The organism is Membranihabitans marinus, assembly GCF_021729155.1.
Classification (GTDB): Bacteria; Bacteroidota; Bacteroidia; order Chitinophagales; family Saprospiraceae; genus Membranihabitans; species Membranihabitans marinus.
In genome coordinates this window covers 21,022-38,313 of the sequence record NZ_JAJQYA010000028.1, presented here as the reverse complement: position 1 = coordinate 38,313, position 17,292 = coordinate 21,022, and the positions used below count along the sequence as shown (strand labels likewise).

The window sequence follows — 17,292 nt, the reverse complement described above, 5'->3', positions numbered from 1 at the left end:
AAACTTAAAACTTATTTTTATGAAGCATTTAATTTTTATCTCACTATCCCTGCTTGTTACTGTTATGATGACAGCACAAACATCTTTTCACCTTGATACCATTTATGCGAACGATCAAAAAAATGTAGCACTATTCTTCCCAGAACCGATCCGTCAGGGAATAACAGGCTCTGAAAATTTTGTCTTTACCTATAATCGTGAGAAAGGGCAATATTTCGGATTGCTTCAGGCAAAGCCCGGAAAAGAAAGCAATCTTTTGGTAGTCAACAAAAACGGTGCTGTTTTTTCGTATATTGTAAAGTATAGGAAAAAGCTGGATCGGCTGAATTACTTTATACCGTCATCTAAAAGCATCGGTAATGAAAAGCCTATTGTTGCTGATTCAACTACTATTGTCAAACGTGAAGACACAATAGATAACAAAACCTATTATTACAATAAATTTTGTTCTTATCTAATTGATCGAAAACAACGCATTGGCCGACTCAAAAAAAGGAATGAGGGTATCGTATTGCGTGTAGAGAATATTGTTTTTGACAAGAAGGAGCTGTATTTCGTGATTCAGATTGAAAATAAATCTTCGTTGGATTATGACCTCAATTTTCTGAAATTATCGGTAGAAACAAGAAAAAAGGGCAAAAAGAAATCTTTACAACGGCTTTATCAAGAACCGGTTTTTAAATATGATTTACCTTCAAAAGTAAAAGAAAACGAAACTGTGAGATTGATTTATGTACTGCCAAAATTTTCGATAAGCAATGACCGAAGAACGGTTTTTGAGCTCAATGAAAAGAACGGGGAACGAAACTTAAAATTAAAGATATCGCATAGATTCATCAATAACCCAGATTAACATCATTATGAAAAAAATAGCCGTTTTTTCGTTAGTAGTATTATTTCTCTCTTGTACCAGAAAACAAGATTTATTTCCTTCAGAAACCGCTAAAATCGTCGCTAAAAGTTTTTATCACGGTGATAAGACAACTTTAAAGGAATATACTACAGAATCCGGGTATGCAAATCTTTCCAGTATACAAGAAATGTTTACCGAGGATAAAAATTCCGAACCTCATTTTAAGGTCGTGGATGAACAAAAAGAAGGTACGGTAACCTGGATTAAATATTCAACATCCTACGACCCCAAACCCGGTATTTTTAAATTAGTCAAGGAAGATGGCGTATGGAAGGTTACACATAATGGGCCGAAAGATACAGGACCGTTTTTGAGAAAGTAGTCCTATGATAGGCTATCGCTAAAACTTGCAAAATTTTCACTATTACAATATAGTATCCTAACAAGCAGTATTATCAAATGTTATCTGGATGTATGAAGACTAAATTGTCTTTTTTAGTTATTTCATCCATTAAACTTTCTTTCAAATCACTTCCCTCTTCATTTGATAGTTTTAATGTTATTTGTTTAGATTTCGGGTCTTCTGTTGCCTTATATGGGAAGTCGTTAATCTTATCTCCTTGATGAAAATTAGTTAAAGCTGTATGATGAATATAAATATTTATAGCAGAATCGGTTCTATATAATATTACCGAATATATTTCTTCTGGAAGTTCAACATCATCAGCTAAATCAAAGCATAATAATTTTTTCTTAAGTACTTCACTACATTCACAACGTATCGTAGTACCTAGCAGTAATTTTTTATTCTTTTTTGCTATTTCATTAAAAATAAAATCTTGGGCAAAATCATCGATAACATCGTCTTCAATATCTCCTGTTAGATTATGTGTAGTAGCTCCACTTGGGCTTTTGATTTTTTTAATATTTGAAGTTTCTGGGAGTGTTAAATCATTATCTTGAAAGACATCATCAATTGAGGACATTCTATAATTTCCACCTCCACAAAAAGCTTTATAAAATTGGTCATCGTTAGTCAGAAAAATAGTATGTTCCTCTTTTAAAAATTCTTGTGGATAAACACTGGACAGTAGAACTAAGCTATCTTCTTTAGAAAGACGTGATGACAACACTAAATCTTGATGTGGAAGCCAAAGTGCTTGATGTAAAATGTTTTCATCATAAATAATCTCGAAATCATCATTGAGCTTTTTCAATTCTTCCTCAATAGTATTTTTGATATCAGAGTAGCATTCCGAATAGTCTAGTTCTGGAGCCTTAAATTCATTGCGATATTTAAGAGCAGAACTAAAATTCATATTCCCTTTTGTGGATTTATAGAGTGTTCTCAGATAGTGTTCTAACTTCCTAATTCCAATATATTCATAAGTGACAAATCTTGAACACACAATATCTACAAAAGGAGAGTTAGTAAGGTTTTTAAAAAATCTCGTAAAACTCGGATAACTATCATCTATTAGGTATGCTAATAATTGAGTATCTACCGCAATTTTAATTTTGAAAACTGGATCTACATAAGGTTGGTTTGACATAATATTACTGAAGATTAGCTTCTACAAATTTCACATCTATCTCGTTAATAGATTCAGAGTCAGCTGCTCTTTCTAATAAAAAGTAAAGTTTTCGAAGAGCTAATCTTGGCAATTCTCCTGTAATCTTATTCACCATTTGAATTGCTTCTTCAGTAAAAGGAGTGAGCGAATCACTATTTTCTCTACTTAAGTTAAGATAGTTTAATACTAAAATTTTCATTTGTGCAGTAGATAATCTTTCTATATTAATCTCCCGATCAGTAAGACGATCAGCAAGAGGAGGTGAAATTTTTTGGATATCCTCTAAGGCTGTACGGGTCAAAGCGATTAAAAGACACCACCTTCTTTCCTTATCAATTAAAGCTCTTAGATTGTATGCATAAGTATCACTCTCTTTTTTTGTTAAACGCCCTGAGGTAATATCTTCAAATTCATCAACTAATAAATAAAATCTTTCAAAACCCTGCTCCTGTACAATATCAATGATTGCATTAAGTAATTTAACTACTTTGTTGTTTAGGTATTTACCACTCCCTGATGTTATCGTTTCCCAAGTTTTACTTATACCGAAATCTTCAGAGATTAAATTATAGAAGTAATCGGCTATAACCGCATCTTGATTCCTTTCTTCTAGTATACTTAGAATTATATGTTTTAATGTATTATTCAATTCAGCCCTCTTCGACCTGCTATTTATTTGCTTGATAAATGCATCCAAAAAAGCTTTATGGTTAGCTTCATTTTCAATAGAAAATGGATCATTAGATTTTCCGAACATATCACCTTGAGGACTTGCGAGGAACTTTTCAAGATCAGCTTTATATGTATTCTTTGGTTTTTTAATTTCATCAAGAACCTGAGTCCAAAGATATTTTTTAAATTGCTCCTGCCCGATTTTTTCAATTATAGATCCTATAAGTTGCGGTAAATTTGTTCCAGGATTATTAATGTAAATAGCAAAAGCTTTTTTACTTTCGTTCTGAATTATTGATTTTGCATATAATAATAATTGAGTTTTCCCTGTACCATAATCTCCCGTTATCGTTCCAATTAATTTTTGATCTTTTTTAGAACTTGCATATAGCGAATCAGCAATATAATTAACAATTTCTTTATGTACTTTTTCATCTATTGGAGCAAGTGCGACTGTTTGATCAGATGATTCGTTGATATTTGCAGTTCCAGATTTAGGAAAGGGATTGGATTTAAGTCCGAACTTAGAATAACGGTCTTTTTGAGACTGTTGAGCTCTATCTTTCAAAATTTTATTTACGTCTATACTCATTTTCTTACTATAATATGTGACACATAACTATTATCTATTAATGGATATAGATATGTAGCCGATTTTATTTGTTCACTTTTATTCTTGCCTTTAACGATAAATACCGCTGACGTTCTTTCATAAGTAAATTTATCATTGAATTGAATTTCATTAATTAGAAAAGATTTTATCTCATCTACTGCATAGTGAAAATTTTGACATATACTAAAAATTAGTTCTGGTAAAGAAATTTGTCTTTGATACTGGAAATGCTTTTGAATAAACTTCATTAAATCGAAATTCTTGAAAGGCCTTATAAAGTAAGTACAAGTGATTTCTCTATTTTCAAAAGTTTTAATATTTACTGAATTTAGATTAAATTTTTCAATGAAGTTAAGTGTTGTACCCCATTTATAAAAAACTTCAATAAACCGCATTAGATGAGAGTCTTTTGGAGGAATCACATATACTTTCGACACATCCTCTAGAGAGAATAAGAATTTATTAAAAAATTTATCTTCCTTTATAGCATACATAAGACGGGACTTTTCTATTAAGTCCGGAATAGTTACCTCATTAATATCTAATTGTTTTTTAGAATCGGAAATTAGATACCAAGTGGCTATCTCTTTAAACCTAAAAAACTCAAAAAATATGTCTTTGAAATCTTGCAAATCTTCATCGGATAATTCATTTCCTAAAGCAGAATTAATGAAAATATTTTTCTGGACTTTATAATTTCCATCAATGAGTCCAAAATTTTTTATTGCATTGACATATTCTAATATTTTTCTTTCAGACCATTCTTTGCTTAGATCTTTAGTTATTTTAAGATATTCATACCTTATAAACTTATTATTTAAATCTTCAGTTTTATTTTTTTTTATTATAAGATAAATATCCCTTATGGGTTTTAAATAGTAGATATTTGAAAATGACCATCCTTTATTATAATACTGATATACTTCTTTATCAGTAAGAAATGGTAAAACTTCCTCGGGAAATAAGCTAATATTAGGTAATCTTTTAATCAAGTATCAATATGTTTTCTGACAATTTAATATTATGTCTATAAGTAAGTGACTGCCACTTAGTGCCTCTTTCTCTAATTTTAATTATTTCATAACCTTTAAAACCGCAATTCTTAGCAATTTCTCCCAAAATTTTAGTTGTATCTATAAAAATACCGTATGGTGCCGAATCTCCTAAAACCAAATATGCCTTACTACCTTCTTTCAAAACTCGTCGCATTTCTAAAAATACTTTGTACATATCTTGAAAGTAATACAAGGCAAGGATATGAAAACTTTTCCTTCCCTTTCTAGTTTTACTAATTTCTTCAATTTTTTTAATATCGGGTAATAGTTTATCAATGATACTTTTATTTTTAATATAAAAATCACTACTTTTCCACTGTTCCAAATCGAATTCGGATTCTTTGTAATGTGTTGTAGCGCCTGTCACCAATTCCTTTCTAACCTTTTCAGTAATTTCATTCCAGTCATTGGTATAACCGAAAAAATGAGAACAAACCTTAGAAACCTCTCCATAATCTAAATTATTTAAATACGGCGGAGAAGTAATTGATATTGAACAGCTATCAGTTTCAATTTTTTCATTTCTCTTGCGAGAGTCGTGTCTATAAATATTCGTACAATTACTCATCCCATCTACTGTTGCTAAATCCTCTATCATTTTAAAAACAGTATTTTTGAAAGTATCATAAGCAGTAAGATTACCACTTAACATTTTACTTCTTGATATATAAGGGATTGCAATAGGATGAATACTTACTTTATGTAATGTTTGGGTTAATGCTAAGTTTAAAAAAACTTTACAATTATTTTCCAGTTTACTATCAGTAATGAAATCTCTAATATAATATAATTGAAATAAGTTGCTATCTGTGTAAAGCGTTTTAAGCAGTTGGTGGTAAGGCTTTTCGTAGGTTCCATTTTCTATAGACAACTCTATTTTCAACATAAACTGCTTCAAGGAATTTATGTTTACAGACCAATCCAATTTTGCTTTTATTACATTGTATAATAATTCTTGACCTTCATTACCTACAGCAGGAATACCATTTTTCTGAGCAGAAACTAATGTTGTCCCACACCCTGCAAAACATTCATATATACAGTCTTTATCTCCTAGTTCTTCCAATTCTATTATTTTCTGAACTAATTTATATGAAAATCCTGCCGTAAATCTATACCAATCGTGTATTGGATTATTCCTATTATCCTTTGCAGTTCCAATATTTTTATGTAATTCTTTAAGATCCATCTAGTTAAATTAGTTTTCAAAGATAAAATCGCATATACAAATTTTATTTGAATTCACAAATATATTTAACTAATTCCACACTTTTTGCTTATTATCAGTTTATTTAATCAATTTTCAGATAGGTAAAGGTTTAATAATTTGGATTCTAGTAATATTAACAGTTGAAAATCGATCTTGCCTCCTCATAAATCCGCTCAAAATTAGTCTCCAGATCAGTTTGAGAAAACTGCTTTAAATTCTCTGGTAAACCCCTTTGAATCTTTGCTAATTTAAACTGCACTTTTTTGTCAGTCCCATCTGCATAAGTAATAAACTCCCCCTGCTTTAAACGAAAGAAAACATCCGCCCTGATTTTTGGAATTTCCTTTTCCCCTGTGGTTATACGGGTATCAAAATCGAGGTTATGGCCACGGCTTATACTTTTAGTCGGGTCTTTAATGATTTCAAAAAAACGTTCATAATATTTTGCGGTGTCCGGGTCGTTGACCTTTCCAAAAAACTGATAGGAAAGATTGCTCAATATCGCCTTGCTTGCCTTATCTCCATACATCATATCGTTCTGGATCTTATCCTGCATCACATAGACCGTAGAAATATTATAGCTCCGCAATGTTGCCGGAATACGATGCATATTCAATAATCGAATAGTCGGCGCTTCTTCCATTAACAGGAATGAAGGGTTGGAATTCCGTACGCTCATTTGTTTGGTAATGGTATGGACAATGGTAGCAATCACCGGAGAATACGAGCTTTCAAACTTGGGATTATTGACGATTGAAATTACCGCAGGATTTTCTTTACTATTGATATTAAGCGGCACTTCATCTGCCGACAACGCCATAAAGATCCGTTGCGTACTGATACGCTTGAGTGCATTGGCCAAGGTACTTTTTACCCCAGCGGTCTGCCGTTCCGAATCCTTACCACTAATAAATGCATCTGCCATAGCCCGTGAGGTGGTATTTGTTTCCAAAAACTGTATCAGGCTGTCGGTGTCCAGATATTGATAAATAGAAATTAAATGTGGAAGGGTACAGAATTGGGGATAGGTCGTTTTCAGTTTCCAAATGAGTCCACCAATTAATCCTTCCGCAGCATCATTGAAAAATTTAGTAGTTCCGGTGGTGCCAGCTTCCCTTTGCTCCAATAGGTTCTCGATAAGTACCCGTGAAACCTCATTCACACTTTCCTCATTCTCTAAATAGCGTGGAGCAATGGGATTAACCCGATGGATTATTTTATCAAAGGAAATCACCTTAAACGGAATATCCCCATCCTTAAAAAGTGGATACGCCATTTCCGTCAGTTCAAAATCCTTATAATCGTGAATAATTCCACAAAAACCTTCTTTTTGGAAATGTTTTAGGAATCCATAGACCACACTTTCGGTTTTTCCGCTTCCCGCAGAACCGATGATGGATGCCCCACGTTTAATATTGTCCAGTTTGAAATTTCCGTTGCTCGTGGCAAAATCCACTTGATACCTATGGTCACTATTTTTTGAGTTTTTCCTTTTATGTAAGAAAACGTACAATGCCGTATTGATTAGCAAAAGCGGACAGACAATTTTCAACAATACTAAAATCAAATTATTGGATGTTTGTAAAAAATAAGCCAATACAAACAATAACAGGTTGTTTATTAGGAATGCATAGTTGGAAAGTTGATACCCACCATAAAACAAAGCACTGGTTAGACCAATGATGGAAAGAACGGTAAAGAGATGATCTACATACATACTATTAGAATTAAATTAAATACCAATGGAACTTGATTTGATGGCTACTTCCACGCCCCGGTGTAGACGGTTAAAAACTTTCATTGCCAATTGCGCCTGAGAAACCGGAATGCTGGGCTGCATTGGAGCACCACTTTCTCTCATCATTTTAAAGGCAATCGCTTTTTCATTGGTTGGCAGTTTCATCAGCGATGCAAAATAGACTTTCGGGTTCTTGACGAAATCCTTTCTTGCTTTATAGGTCTCGGTAAAGTTTCGTTGGTAACCAAAAATCCTATCAAAGGTCTTTTCCGCACGCTCAAAAAATTGGTCACGGTCAAAGCCTCGTTTTACAGTCTTCCCGTGCATCTCGACTTCCGATGCCTTATGCTTGCTCCCCGGGGAAAGGCTAAAGGTATTGGAGGCATCCTTTCGGCTTACAATGATATGGATATGGCTTTGGTTTCCGGATTTTGGCATTCCCTGAACGATACGCTTTCCATCCTGCTGATGGGGCGCTTCCCTTTCCAATTTGGAGATCTTTCGTTGTAGGGATTTAATTTCCCCCTCCCTACCCTGTGTTTTCAAGTGCCGGATCTCATTTTTAAGCTGAAGGATTTGAGTGGCATAGGGCTGGTTTTCTTTAATCTGCCAATCTGTGCCTTTGAAGGTACGCTGGTGTTCTATTTTTGCGTAATACTTAATATCTTCAATACGAATAGGTAGTCCATTGATTTCACGGTTAAAGGAGGCTACATAATCCTTCATCAGCTCACGGGTGTATCTTTTTAAATCTTCGCTGCTGTTCTGTAACCGTTTTAATTCATATTTAGAAGGGCTGACCGTAATGGAATAAAATTTGGGTTCGGTCTTTTTGAGTTTCGCACCGTTACCATCGATATCCTTTAACACTTCTTCCGCGGAAATTTGATCATCATATTGATTAAAAAAATCTTCCATTTCAGAAGGCTCTAAGCCTTCGTTTTCTTTTTCCAGGTAACCCACAAAATCACCTGAACTTTGTGAATAATTCCCTCCCAGTTTTTGAGGTGTGATCGTGATGTACATAGCTCAAAAATTTAGTGTTCGTTATGATGATTTTGCTTTTCCTGAAACCTTACTTTAGGTTGTTCTTTGGCATATTTCTTTTCCACAATCAAGGGTTTCTTTTTGGGTTCTTCTATTTCAAACAGCGATTGAATCATTGCTACAGTGGGTTTGGTTTGTGTCTTTTCCACATCTCGCATTATGGCGATAACAGCATTAATCCTTTTTAAAAGTTTCGCTTCTATGGTTCTTCCGGTAGGCCCTAGTTTTTCTTTTGGGGAGATCTCGTTGTAGAAGAAAAAGTCGAGCATTGTCTCCAATGCTTCGGTGTGTGATTTGAAGTGTGTTCTTGAAAATTCCTGAAAACGTTTTGCCGTTTCTTTTTTAAACCTGATACCGATAAATGAGTCCATAATTCGCCGATTTGTCGCAAATTATTCCCTAAAAATAGGCGTTTGCAGGGCATTTGTCGCAAATTGTAGGAAGCAAGGAATTTTCCAATTTTTCAAAATACTGATTACCAATATCTTAAAAGCAAAAAGAAGTACTAAACATCGCATCGCGTGTTACCCTCTTGCTACTCCTTTTCGTTCGCCTGGGGCGAACAAAATTCCGTACAATTTGGATCAAAATCCAATTGCCATTTTGAGGAAAATAATTTCCTGTTATGTAATTTTTCGATGGGCAGGATTATCGGCGAAAGTCAAAAAAAGGATAACCCTACGTAAAATTGAATGCTGAATTTCAGCAAACTAAAGATAATAATTTTTATGGAACTAGAACTAATCCAACAAAAAAACACCGCTACAATATAGCGGTGTTTTATTCGTAATTTTTAAAATTCAAATGTTGAATACAAACGTATAAGAATATAAATTCCGTATGGCTTCTTCTTCAATCATCGTTTCAAAACTGGTATAATTTTCCTTTACGTATTTGCGGATGTCCTCCCCAAATTTTTGTTCTACATCTTTTTTAGAATTTTCCAAAAGTCGGTTTTGAGTCTCCTCGCTCAAGTCGGTGAAATTTAGATAAATCATAAGCGTGATTTTAAAGGATTCCGTTATCTGCAAAACTGTAATAGTCGCCATCGGGAGAAATTATCAAATGGTCTAGAACTTTAATATCAAGTAACTCTCCTGCTTTTTTAATTTTTTGGGTCAGGCGTTTATCCGCTTCACTTGGTTTTAAGGTTCCACTCGGATGGTTATGTAATAAAATTACTGCGGTAGTGAGACTCTTTAAGAGTACGGCAAATAAGATGCGCACATCTACTAAAGTGCCGGTAATCCCCCCGTTGGAAACCTCATAAATCCCTTTTACCTTATTGGCATTATTGAGCAATAGTATTTTAAAGGTTTCGTGTAGTTCGATTGTTTCTTTGTTCCAATGGCTATAGGCTAAATCTGCCGCACTTTGGGAACAGGTGATCTTGGGAAGTAAATTTGCTTTGGTGCTTCCGCTGTAACTTATGGCTATTTCATTAACTTTGCTTTTCATTATTAGCTTATTTAAAGGGTTAATAATTAAAAGAGGGCGAAACTTTCCAAGGGAACGTCCTCTTTGCTTTTTAGGATTATTTATCGCTTTTGCTTCCTAGTAATAGGATTTCATTGGCTTCCACCTCGGTTACATAGCGCTGGTTTCCGTCTTCGGTGGTATAGCTTCGGGTTCGTAGTTTTCCCGTTAGGGCTATTTCCTTTCCCTTACATACATAATTTTCGATAATCTCGGCAGTCTTGCCCCAAGCTACAACCGTGTGCCAGTCGGTGGACTGTACCTTTTCGCCTTTGCTGTTTTTGTAGTGTTCGTTGGTGGCGATTGATAAACGGGCTACTTTTTTTCCGCTTTCAAGGTTGGTAATGGTTGGTTCCTGTCCAACGTTTCCGATTAACTGTACGTGATTTTTTAAAGTACTCATAATAAAATATTTAAAGATTAATAATGCTATCTGAACCATTCAGACAGTTTGCGTTTCTATTTTTTTGAAGTGATTTACTTATTATATCTTGAGCGTTTTCCTTTTTTGTTTTTTTTGGTGCCGCTTCCTTTTTGATGTTTTGTATGATTTCATAAGATTCATTTTAGATTTACTTCCCATAGCGCCCTCGCTGTTACCTTTTTTTGTTGCTGATACAGTTTCAATATTTGGAATTGATAAGGATTTATAAAAAGGAGGCACGACTGGCTTATGCATTCCGTTCAACTTCCAAATGTTGGTATTTTGCTATCAAAAAAAGGGAGGGACAGTGAGGGTGCGGGAGTAGACCTAAAGGCTTTTGTGAAGTACCAATACATAGGAAGTGGCACCAAATGATTAAATGGAATTCCGATGGGGCGGACTTCGTTCACGATTTCGGATGGGAATGCAGTGTTCCTTCCCAGAGCATCGGGAAGGGTCAACGGAATGGAAAGGAGAAATTGTGGATGGTGTCCAAGACTTTTTAGGGAAGCTTTTTTGCCGAAATGTAGCTTTTCGCGGAATGGAGGGGCAATGTGCTGAACGGTATTTTAAATAATGGAAGTGTTTTTAGTTAAAACACAGTACACTAATACAGATTAGCTAAATCTAAACCTGAAACTATTGTTTATTAATTCCAAATCCATCAAAATCTTTCAATGAATAATCAGAATTACTAGATTGTAAAGAATTTTTGAAATATCCAAGTTCTTTTTGAATCTCTTTAGCGTGCTTAACAAAATCATCAGAAACCTCAGGAATGTAGTGGTAACAAATATCATAGACGCTCTCATCCTTTCCGTTGGATCCAAAAGCTAGTCCAATAACTGTAATTACAGATGGGTTTAAGTATCGAGCGACAATGCATCTCAACTCTAATTCTCTCTCTTTCCCTTCCCAATTTTTTTGTGTTAGAGGCATAAATACATACATATGATTGGCACCTGGCTGTGGGAGAAGCATTCTACCAATTGACTTTTTTTTAATAGCATCATCAAGAGCTAAACCTAATTCAGTTCTATTTATCCTGTCCTCTAGATTTATTATTCGGATTGCATTTTCTAAATCTTGAATTTGCTGATCATTTGTTTCATCTTTTATGTGATAAGCGTGTAATTGGTTTATCATATAATCCCAAATAAAACTAGGTGCAATTCTTTTTCTCCAATCACTATAATCTTCTGACTTAATGTAACTTTCCCAAAGCCCACCAGAACCAGCAATTGAATCTACTGGATAATCGAACTCAAGTCCTGTCTGAATATAAAGAGCAAAGAAATCCGTTTCCTCTGGAAGTAACATATGATTTGAACTAAGAAATTTTTCTTTTGCTGTTAGATATCTTGTAAAATCTGTTATTGTGTCAAGTTCACTGATAATAGTAGCTGTTGATTGTTCATCAAATATGTGTACAAAACCCCTATTATTCATTCCCATAGGCAATGGAAAATCATAATCACTTCCAAAAGCAATAGCGATTCTATAAATGGTTCGTTCATTTTTATCTGGTAGAGCAACCTTCGTGGTCCGATTCTTTAATGTTACGTCATCAACATTTTTCAAGAATCTTTCTGCTCCATAAAGCTGTTGAATTGAATCGTCCACAGCCTTTTTAACCCATCTTGAGTATTGGATGCTTTTATCTTTGTGGCTAGATACTTGTATATCTTTAACAGAAATCAAAAGGATTGTGCTACCGCATACAACGAGCACATCGCATAATTCTTTGTCCTTCTTGCCTAAAGGGTTGGGAAAACTCCAAAATGGTAAAAAAGATTTTTCACATAAATCTGCTACATATTTTTCTGATGGTGTCATTATATTTTAATTAATTGGAAAGAATTATTTGATGTAAAGACTGGTTGCCGAACAATTTAAATCACCATTTTAACTCTCGGATTTGTTTCTGGAGTTTATTAAGCCTTTCCGTCAATTCTTTCCAAGAAAGGGTATTACCCGAGAACATACTTTCTTTCATCTCATTATAATCGTCTTCGTAATGTTTAATAACATTGTCAGGTGGTAAAATGCAAATAGCCTTTGGCTGATGATCTTCATAATCTACTCCTTTCACAGCTGAGAATTTACTTCTGTGGTCAATGATGTGAAAATACAAATCCTTATCATTCAAAGCTTTTTTGCCAAACTTAGTATCCATTAAGCGTTCTAAGTCATATAAGTGTCTGCTAAGACGATCAACTCTAATTACTTCCTTTTGCCATTCCTCGTGAAGCAAAAAAACTTTTTCTAAAAATGTTCGTTGGGGTTGTACTGTTCTTACTGGAAATGTTGGGTTGGTAAATGTCGTATCTGGATATTCCTGATCCACTAAAGAATTAATGGGCACTTCTTCAAAAGGCTCTATCAATGATCTACAGCTTATCTCAAGTAAAATTCTCGGAGTAACATATTTGTTCTTTTCCGTCAGAGGTTCATACGTAATATAAATTCTTAACGGGTCAGTGTCAGATGCTTCATATGGCTCCACCCCAATAGAGGTAATTGGAAGTTCTTTCTTTGCGATTTCTTCTGTTAAGTGCTCAATCAATTCTGTACTAATAAATTTAGAGTTCTTCTTTCGTAATTTCTTAATTTGGGTTCTTGATAATTCACCAGGCATATCAAAAAATGTACGATCAATCGCTAAATCAATGTCTTCGGAAAAACGTCTTATCAAATTATACCCCTTACTTAAAGAAGTACCTCCCTTAAACACAAAAGCTTCAGCATAGGGAAGTGAGAAAACTATCCTCATAATTTCCGTAACCCACCAATCTTTTTCTACCGCATAGGATGGAAGACCTGTTCTAACAGCAGTCTGACTAAAAATTAATGCCTTTCTATCATTATCAAATTGTAAAAAATCACTCATAATAATACATCAGTAAATCACCAAAAATGTTTGCAATCCAAGATGGAGCAAGCTTCATATCGTGATATAACAATTCCGGTTCTTCCTTTTTAAGTTGTTCTTTAATTTTGGCAATTTCTTCTTTGGTTACTTTTTCTTTTCCAATCTCTTTTAATGCCTGTATTGCAAGACCGCTCAACCTACCCTTGGCAGCTAAATTTTTTGGGCTGGCTTTTTTGAATTTTATTTTTCTCTTACCAATTTTAATGGTGCGAGGCGAACCATCGGTTAAAAAAACCACATTCAATGGAACTTGTGTTGAAAGACCTAGTAAATTCAAAGCTTGTAGTCCAGTCGGAATAATGCGAGCGTTATCACGCAGTGCAATTTCTTCTGCGATAGTTTCGATATCCGGATACAGTACACCCAATAACTCATCTCTTTCAGGGTATAGATAAATACCACGTGCTAAACGTTCTAAAAACCCTTCATTGGTAAGGCGCAATAAGGATTTTTTCGTGTTTTCTACCCCATACTTTATTTCAAAGTCTGATGGCAACACTATCTTACCTTTATTTCCAAGTTGGATATCGCTCTTTATTTTTTCTTTTACAGACTTCACTGTTTTAATTTGTCCCAAAAATATACTTTTTTTGGGACATTTTAAAATGAAAAAACCAACAAAATTCTTCAAAAAACACACAATTAAATAAAATTTTACATTTTTGTGTGTGTAATAAATTTTTCGTATTTTTGTAAAAATGTTGAACTAACACGTTTAAAAAATGGAACTTGGAAAAAGAATAAAACAGTTAAGGCAAGATGCAGGGCTATCCCAGCAAGAATTTGCTGATTACACAGGATTTTCAGTTTCATATATCCAAAAGTTTGAAGAAGGAAAACGAGAAATGAAAACCAATCATTTAATACGCTTTTCTAAAGTTTTAAATTTGAAACCATTCGATATAATAAATACTGAAAGCACAAACTTAGAATACAATCCGACCAACAAGTCTGCATTCTCGATGACTAATATTGAATATAGGGAAAAGCAAGACTCACACAAAATTTTTGAAAATGAAATCATAGAAACCATTTCAAATGATTTCTTCAACATCATTGAGCTTGAAAACATAATGGACGATAAAATCAAGTTCAAAAATCCAGTTGAAGATATTGTGATAACCAATGGTGATGATATTGAAGATGCAGTCAAGGTTATTCGCAAAAAATGGAAACTTGGAAAAAACCCTATATACGATGTTATCCACCTATTGGAAAACAAGGGTATCAAAATATTTGAGGTAGAAAAACCTAATAGCTTTGTTGCTTTTTCTGGTTGGGCTGGAGAAGTACCAATTATCGTACTCAACGCTGTAAATCCAGACATTGCACGAAGGCGCTTTACAACTTTGCACGAGTTGGCCCACCTGATACTTGACTTTGACATTGACGACCACAATAAGATTGAACGTTTTTGCAATCACTTTGCAGGTGCAATGTTGCTTTTTGAAGATGTCCTGTTTGACCACTTCAATAATCAAAGAAACGGTATCACACTAGAAGAACTAAAGAGCATTAAATCTGCCTATGGCATATCCATTTGGGCTATTATAATGCGCGCCCTAACTCTCGGCATTATCAATTGGGACACTTATCACTCTTGGAAAGAGAACTATGACCAATGGCGAGAAAATGAAACCTCTTTTGGCGAGTATCGCGGTGTAGAAAAACCAAAACGATTTTTCAGCCTATTGGCAAAAGGATTGAATATCGATAATAGGGAAGGTAAATCTTTACTTTCCCATACAAGGGCGGCGGAACTATCAAATATGACAGTAAAAGATATTAAAGCTAGGTTTGGTGGTAAAAACTTTATGAGAAACTAGATGTATATATTCAGTGACATAGAATTATTGCTTCTCTTGGATAGTCTAAGGATATTGGACAATTCAACAGATTGTTTTTATGTAACTGAAATGGCACTTGAATCACCTTGTTATGATTATGTAGAACAAAATCGTCTGAAACGCTTGGTAGAAGAAGGTAAAATAAAAACATACTCGCTGGAAGGCGATTTTTTTAAGTTCTCTTGTAAGGAAAGTATAAAGTTCAACGGGTTGCACATTATGGATTTTGCAGCTATTTATTATTGCAAAACAATAAATGGATGCCTTGTGGAAAGAAACGATGTGATAAAGGAATGCGCCTCAACTAATGGAGTCAATGCCTTATCAGTCGATGAAATATTGAGTAGTATTGTTAAAGAAAAAAAGTATATGGAATTTATAAAAGCACTATAAAAAAAGCTGACATCTAGATATCAGCTCTATTATTTACTTTAAGATAAGATTGGAATATTATCTGTAAAGACTTTGTTTTTGGCGAAACAAATATACCGTTTATTTCGGTATTTACAAGTCCCTCACACATAATCTTCCCTTTTCAATTAGAGTAATAATCCGCTACCATAATGGTGGCAAGAAATATTTGTTTAATTACTCAAAATAAACCTGTTATGGCAAAGAACAAACCGTATGGTGACAATGCTAGAAAAGGGGCAGTTAAAAACCGTTCCCAAGTATTTAATCCCAAAACTGGGCTTTACGTTAAAAGAGATTCCGACTCAGGAAAATTTATGGATGTAAAAACCAGCGGCGGAAAATTTAAGGGTGTTACCGATAAAAGTAAGTAACGCTTCAGCGAAACCCAAATGCTGTGAACTTGGGCAAATTTAAATTTTGACTATGAATTATTCATTTCAAAATGATCTGTGTTTAAAAGCAAGTCTTTTTATTAAAATTTTCATCATAATAGGTTTTATTCTTTGCTATTGAAAATGCTTGTTTTAGCAGCTTATTTGCTAGAGCTATTTTAATGACTCTTTCTGGTTTTCCTTTTTCAAGAAGTCGCTCGTACATGTCCACACAATCTTTGTTGCATCTTTTTGCCGACCAGCTGCATAGGTACATTAGTTTACGTATTTGTGATTTTCCCATTTTACAAATATGACCTTTGCCTTTGACACTTGTTCCTGACTGGTATATCCTTGGACTAAAACCAACATAAGCAATTAGCTGTTTATGGGTCTCGAAATTTTCAAAGTTCCCTGTAATAACCGTTAACATAATTGCTGTTTTGGTTCCTATACCGGGAATACTCTTTAAACGATCCAGCGTTGACTTATAAACACTTTGAGCTATCTCCTCTATTTGTTTTTCCACTTTATTCCGCTTGCAGGTCAGGTAGCTAACGATACCTTGCAAAATAGATTTTAAATCTTTATCCATAACCCCTGTGGCTGTCAAAGCCTCTAACTGTCGCTCGCTTTGGTGCACTTCCTTATTTAGCAGTTCCAAGACGGTATATAGTTGTTTTATCTTTGATATATTTGTAGGCTCCGGCTTCCATTGCTTTAGGCGGTACTGTGCTCCATATTCGGCAATAGTTTGTGCATCTTTTTTATCAGTCTTAGCTCTTATCAAACGTGTCTGACTATACCTTTTTATAATCAGTGGATTTAAAACACAAACATTATAGCCTTTACCATACAAGAAAGTTGCTAGTTTTAGATAGTAAGGACCAGAAGCTTCCATAACAATCCAATCATTGTTACTTAACTCCTTCAATAAGCGTTTAAAACCTTTTTCATTGTTATCTAAAACCAAGTGATGCCAATTAGAACCATCATTAAATCCAACATCAAAAGTTTGTTTACTAATGTCTATTCCTATAATTTTACACATAACATTTATTTTTAT

General features: G+C 34.2%; 20 protein-coding genes. 6 read left to right on the top strand and 14 right to left on the bottom strand.

Features of this window, described 5'->3' with window-relative positions:
• Positions 1-19 precede the first annotated feature (19 nt).
• Both LVD51_RS15110 and LVD51_RS15105 read left to right on the top strand, forming a co-directional pair.
• The gene (locus tag LVD51_RS15110; protein ID WP_225573231.1) at positions 20-853 is read left to right on the top strand and encodes a DUF4138 domain-containing protein; all 834 of its coding nucleotides are present in this window, start codon (positions 20-22) and stop codon (positions 851-853) included.
• 7 nt (positions 854-860) lie between these two features.
• Positions 861-1,235: a hypothetical protein gene (locus tag LVD51_RS15105; protein WP_225573232.1), complete on the top strand. Its 375-nt coding sequence runs from the start codon at positions 861-863 to the stop codon at positions 1,233-1,235.
• Positions 1,236-1,308: 73 nt separating this feature from the next.
• Here LVD51_RS15105 and LVD51_RS15100 read toward each other — a convergent pair whose 3' ends face one another.
• The 10 genes from LVD51_RS15100 to LVD51_RS15055 all read right to left on the bottom strand — a co-directional run bounded on the left by LVD51_RS15100 (position 1,309) and on the right by LVD51_RS15055 (position 10,641).
• Positions 1,309-2,406 carry a hypothetical protein gene (locus LVD51_RS15100; RefSeq protein WP_225573233.1) on the bottom strand — a complete coding sequence of 366 codons (1,098 nt, stop codon included), beginning with the start codon at positions 2,404-2,406 and terminating at the stop codon, positions 1,309-1,311.
• A gap of 4 nt (positions 2,407-2,410) precedes the next feature.
• Positions 2,411-3,691, bottom strand: a complete 1,281-nt coding sequence (locus LVD51_RS15095) for a BREX system ATP-binding domain-containing protein (protein WP_225573234.1) — start codon at positions 3,689-3,691, stop codon at positions 2,411-2,413.
• Positions 3,688-4,704 (bottom strand): hypothetical protein, encoded by a 1,017-nt coding sequence (locus tag LVD51_RS15090; protein WP_225573235.1) that lies wholly within the window; start codon positions 4,702-4,704, stop codon positions 3,688-3,690. The genes LVD51_RS15095 and LVD51_RS15090 overlap by 4 nt, the downstream gene beginning before the upstream one ends.
• On the bottom strand, positions 4,697-5,956 hold the full coding sequence (locus tag LVD51_RS15085) for a methyltransferase (protein ID WP_225573236.1): 1,260 nt from the start codon (positions 5,954-5,956) through the stop codon (positions 4,697-4,699). Before LVD51_RS15085 ends, LVD51_RS15090 begins: the two co-directional genes overlap by 8 nt.
• Positions 5,957-6,110: 154 nt before the next feature.
• Positions 6,111-7,694 carry a type IV secretory system conjugative DNA transfer family protein gene (locus tag LVD51_RS15080; RefSeq protein ID WP_225573237.1) on the bottom strand — a complete coding sequence of 528 codons (1,584 nt, stop codon included), beginning with the start codon at positions 7,692-7,694 and terminating at the stop codon, positions 6,111-6,113.
• Positions 7,695-7,709: 15 nt separating this feature from the next.
• Positions 7,710-8,741 carry a MobB family relaxase gene (gene mobB / locus LVD51_RS15075; protein WP_225573238.1) on the bottom strand — a complete coding sequence of 344 codons (1,032 nt, stop codon included), beginning with the start codon at positions 8,739-8,741 and terminating at the stop codon, positions 7,710-7,712.
• Between the two features lie 11 nt (positions 8,742-8,752).
• A complete protein-coding gene (locus LVD51_RS15070; RefSeq protein WP_225573239.1) occupies positions 8,753-9,133 on the bottom strand; it encodes a BfmA/BtgA family mobilization protein in 381 nt (126 codons plus the stop codon).
• A 429-nt stretch (positions 9,134-9,562) separates the two neighbouring features.
• On the bottom strand, positions 9,563-9,760 hold the full coding sequence (locus tag LVD51_RS15065) for a hypothetical protein (RefSeq protein WP_225573240.1): 198 nt from the start codon (positions 9,758-9,760) through the stop codon (positions 9,563-9,565).
• 10 nt (positions 9,761-9,770) lie between these two features.
• Positions 9,771-10,220, bottom strand: coding sequence for a JAB domain-containing protein (locus LVD51_RS15060; RefSeq protein WP_225573241.1), 450 nt, complete (start codon positions 10,218-10,220; stop codon positions 9,771-9,773).
• Between the two features lie 76 nt (positions 10,221-10,296).
• Positions 10,297-10,641, bottom strand: coding sequence for a single-stranded DNA-binding protein (locus tag LVD51_RS15055; RefSeq protein WP_225573242.1), 345 nt, complete (start codon positions 10,639-10,641; stop codon positions 10,297-10,299).
• A 400-nt stretch (positions 10,642-11,041) separates the two neighbouring features.
• On the opposite strand from LVD51_RS15055, the gene LVD51_RS15050 reads away from it, so the two are divergent.
• Positions 11,042-11,239, top strand: a complete 198-nt coding sequence (locus LVD51_RS15050) for a hypothetical protein (protein WP_228249455.1) — start codon at positions 11,042-11,044, stop codon at positions 11,237-11,239.
• 62 nt (positions 11,240-11,301) lie between these two features.
• Here LVD51_RS15050 and LVD51_RS15045 read toward each other — a convergent pair whose 3' ends face one another.
• The 3 genes from LVD51_RS15045 to LVD51_RS15035 form a co-directional block, all read right to left on the bottom strand.
• Positions 11,302-12,498 (bottom strand): hypothetical protein, encoded by a 1,197-nt coding sequence (locus LVD51_RS15045; protein ID WP_225573243.1) that lies wholly within the window; start codon positions 12,496-12,498, stop codon positions 11,302-11,304.
• A gap of 61 nt (positions 12,499-12,559) precedes the next feature.
• A complete protein-coding gene (locus tag LVD51_RS15040) occupies positions 12,560-13,552 on the bottom strand; it encodes a nucleotidyl transferase AbiEii/AbiGii toxin family protein (protein ID WP_225573244.1) in 993 nt (330 codons plus the stop codon).
• Entirely contained in the window at positions 13,545-14,225 is a 681-nt protein-coding gene (locus LVD51_RS15035) for a DUF6088 family protein (RefSeq protein ID WP_225573245.1), read from the bottom strand. Before LVD51_RS15035 ends, LVD51_RS15040 begins: the two co-directional genes overlap by 8 nt.
• A 91-nt stretch (positions 14,226-14,316) precedes the next feature.
• Here LVD51_RS15035 and LVD51_RS15030 point away from each other — a divergent pair, with 91 nt between their 5' ends.
• From LVD51_RS15030 to LVD51_RS15020, 3 genes are all read left to right on the top strand, one after another.
• Entirely contained in the window at positions 14,317-15,420 is a 1,104-nt protein-coding gene (locus tag LVD51_RS15030; protein WP_225573246.1) for a helix-turn-helix domain-containing protein, read from the top strand.
• A gap of 90 nt (positions 15,421-15,510) precedes the next feature.
• Positions 15,511-15,834, top strand: coding sequence for a hypothetical protein (locus tag LVD51_RS15025; RefSeq protein ID WP_143159172.1), 324 nt, complete (start codon positions 15,511-15,513; stop codon positions 15,832-15,834).
• 215 nt (positions 15,835-16,049) lie between these two features.
• On the top strand, positions 16,050-16,226 hold the full coding sequence (locus LVD51_RS15020) for a hypothetical protein (RefSeq protein ID WP_200799133.1): 177 nt from the start codon (positions 16,050-16,052) through the stop codon (positions 16,224-16,226).
• A gap of 82 nt (positions 16,227-16,308) precedes the next feature.
• Here the strand turns inward: LVD51_RS15020 and LVD51_RS15015 are convergent, their stop codons facing one another.
• Complete coding sequence (locus LVD51_RS15015) at positions 16,309-17,277, bottom strand: IS110 family RNA-guided transposase (protein ID WP_236972210.1); 969 nt, start codon at positions 17,275-17,277, stop codon at positions 16,309-16,311.
• Positions 17,278-17,292: the final 15 nt, after the last annotated feature.

Bases quoted from the DNA above. Each gene is read 5' to 3' on its own strand.
- LVD51_RS15110 (WP_225573231.1), top strand. From the start codon at position 20: ATGAAGCATTTAATTTTTATCTCACTATCCCTGCTTGTTACTGTTATG.
- LVD51_RS15105 (WP_225573232.1), top strand. From the start codon at position 861: ATGAAAAAAATAGCCGTTTTTTCGTTAGTAGTATTATTTCTCTCTTGT.
- LVD51_RS15100 (WP_225573233.1), bottom strand. From the start codon at position 2,406: ATGTCAAACCAACCTTATGTAGATCCAGTTTTCAAAATTAAAATTGCG.
- LVD51_RS15095 (WP_225573234.1), bottom strand. From the start codon at position 3,691: ATGAGTATAGACGTAAATAAAATTTTGAAAGATAGAGCTCAACAGTCT.
- LVD51_RS15085 (WP_225573236.1), bottom strand. From the start codon at position 5,956: ATGGATCTTAAAGAATTACATAAAAATATTGGAACTGCAAAGGATAAT.
- LVD51_RS15080 (WP_225573237.1), bottom strand. From the start codon at position 7,694: ATGTATGTAGATCATCTCTTTACCGTTCTTTCCATCATTGGTCTAACC.
- mobB (WP_225573238.1), bottom strand. From the start codon at position 8,741: ATGTACATCACGATCACACCTCAAAAACTGGGAGGGAATTATTCACAA.
- LVD51_RS15070 (WP_225573239.1), bottom strand. From the start codon at position 9,133: ATGGACTCATTTATCGGTATCAGGTTTAAAAAAGAAACGGCAAAACGT.
- LVD51_RS15065 (WP_225573240.1), bottom strand. From the start codon at position 9,760: ATGATTTATCTAAATTTCACCGACTTGAGCGAGGAGACTCAAAACCGA.
- LVD51_RS15060 (WP_225573241.1), bottom strand. From the start codon at position 10,220: ATGAAAAGCAAAGTTAATGAAATAGCCATAAGTTACAGCGGAAGCACC.
- LVD51_RS15055 (WP_225573242.1), bottom strand. From the start codon at position 10,641: ATGAGTACTTTAAAAAATCACGTACAGTTAATCGGAAACGTTGGACAG.
- LVD51_RS15050 (WP_228249455.1), top strand. From the start codon at position 11,042: ATGGAATTCCGATGGGGCGGACTTCGTTCACGATTTCGGATGGGAATG.
- LVD51_RS15045 (WP_225573243.1), bottom strand. From the start codon at position 12,498: ATGACACCATCAGAAAAATATGTAGCAGATTTATGTGAAAAATCTTTT.
- LVD51_RS15040 (WP_225573244.1), bottom strand. From the start codon at position 13,552: ATGAGTGATTTTTTACAATTTGATAATGATAGAAAGGCATTAATTTTT.
- LVD51_RS15030 (WP_225573246.1), top strand. From the start codon at position 14,317: ATGGAACTTGGAAAAAGAATAAAACAGTTAAGGCAAGATGCAGGGCTA.
- LVD51_RS15025 (WP_143159172.1), top strand. From the start codon at position 15,511: ATGGCACTTGAATCACCTTGTTATGATTATGTAGAACAAAATCGTCTG.
- LVD51_RS15020 (WP_200799133.1), top strand. From the start codon at position 16,050: ATGGCAAAGAACAAACCGTATGGTGACAATGCTAGAAAAGGGGCAGTT.
- LVD51_RS15015 (WP_236972210.1), bottom strand. From the start codon at position 17,277: ATGTGTAAAATTATAGGAATAGACATTAGTAAACAAACTTTTGATGTT.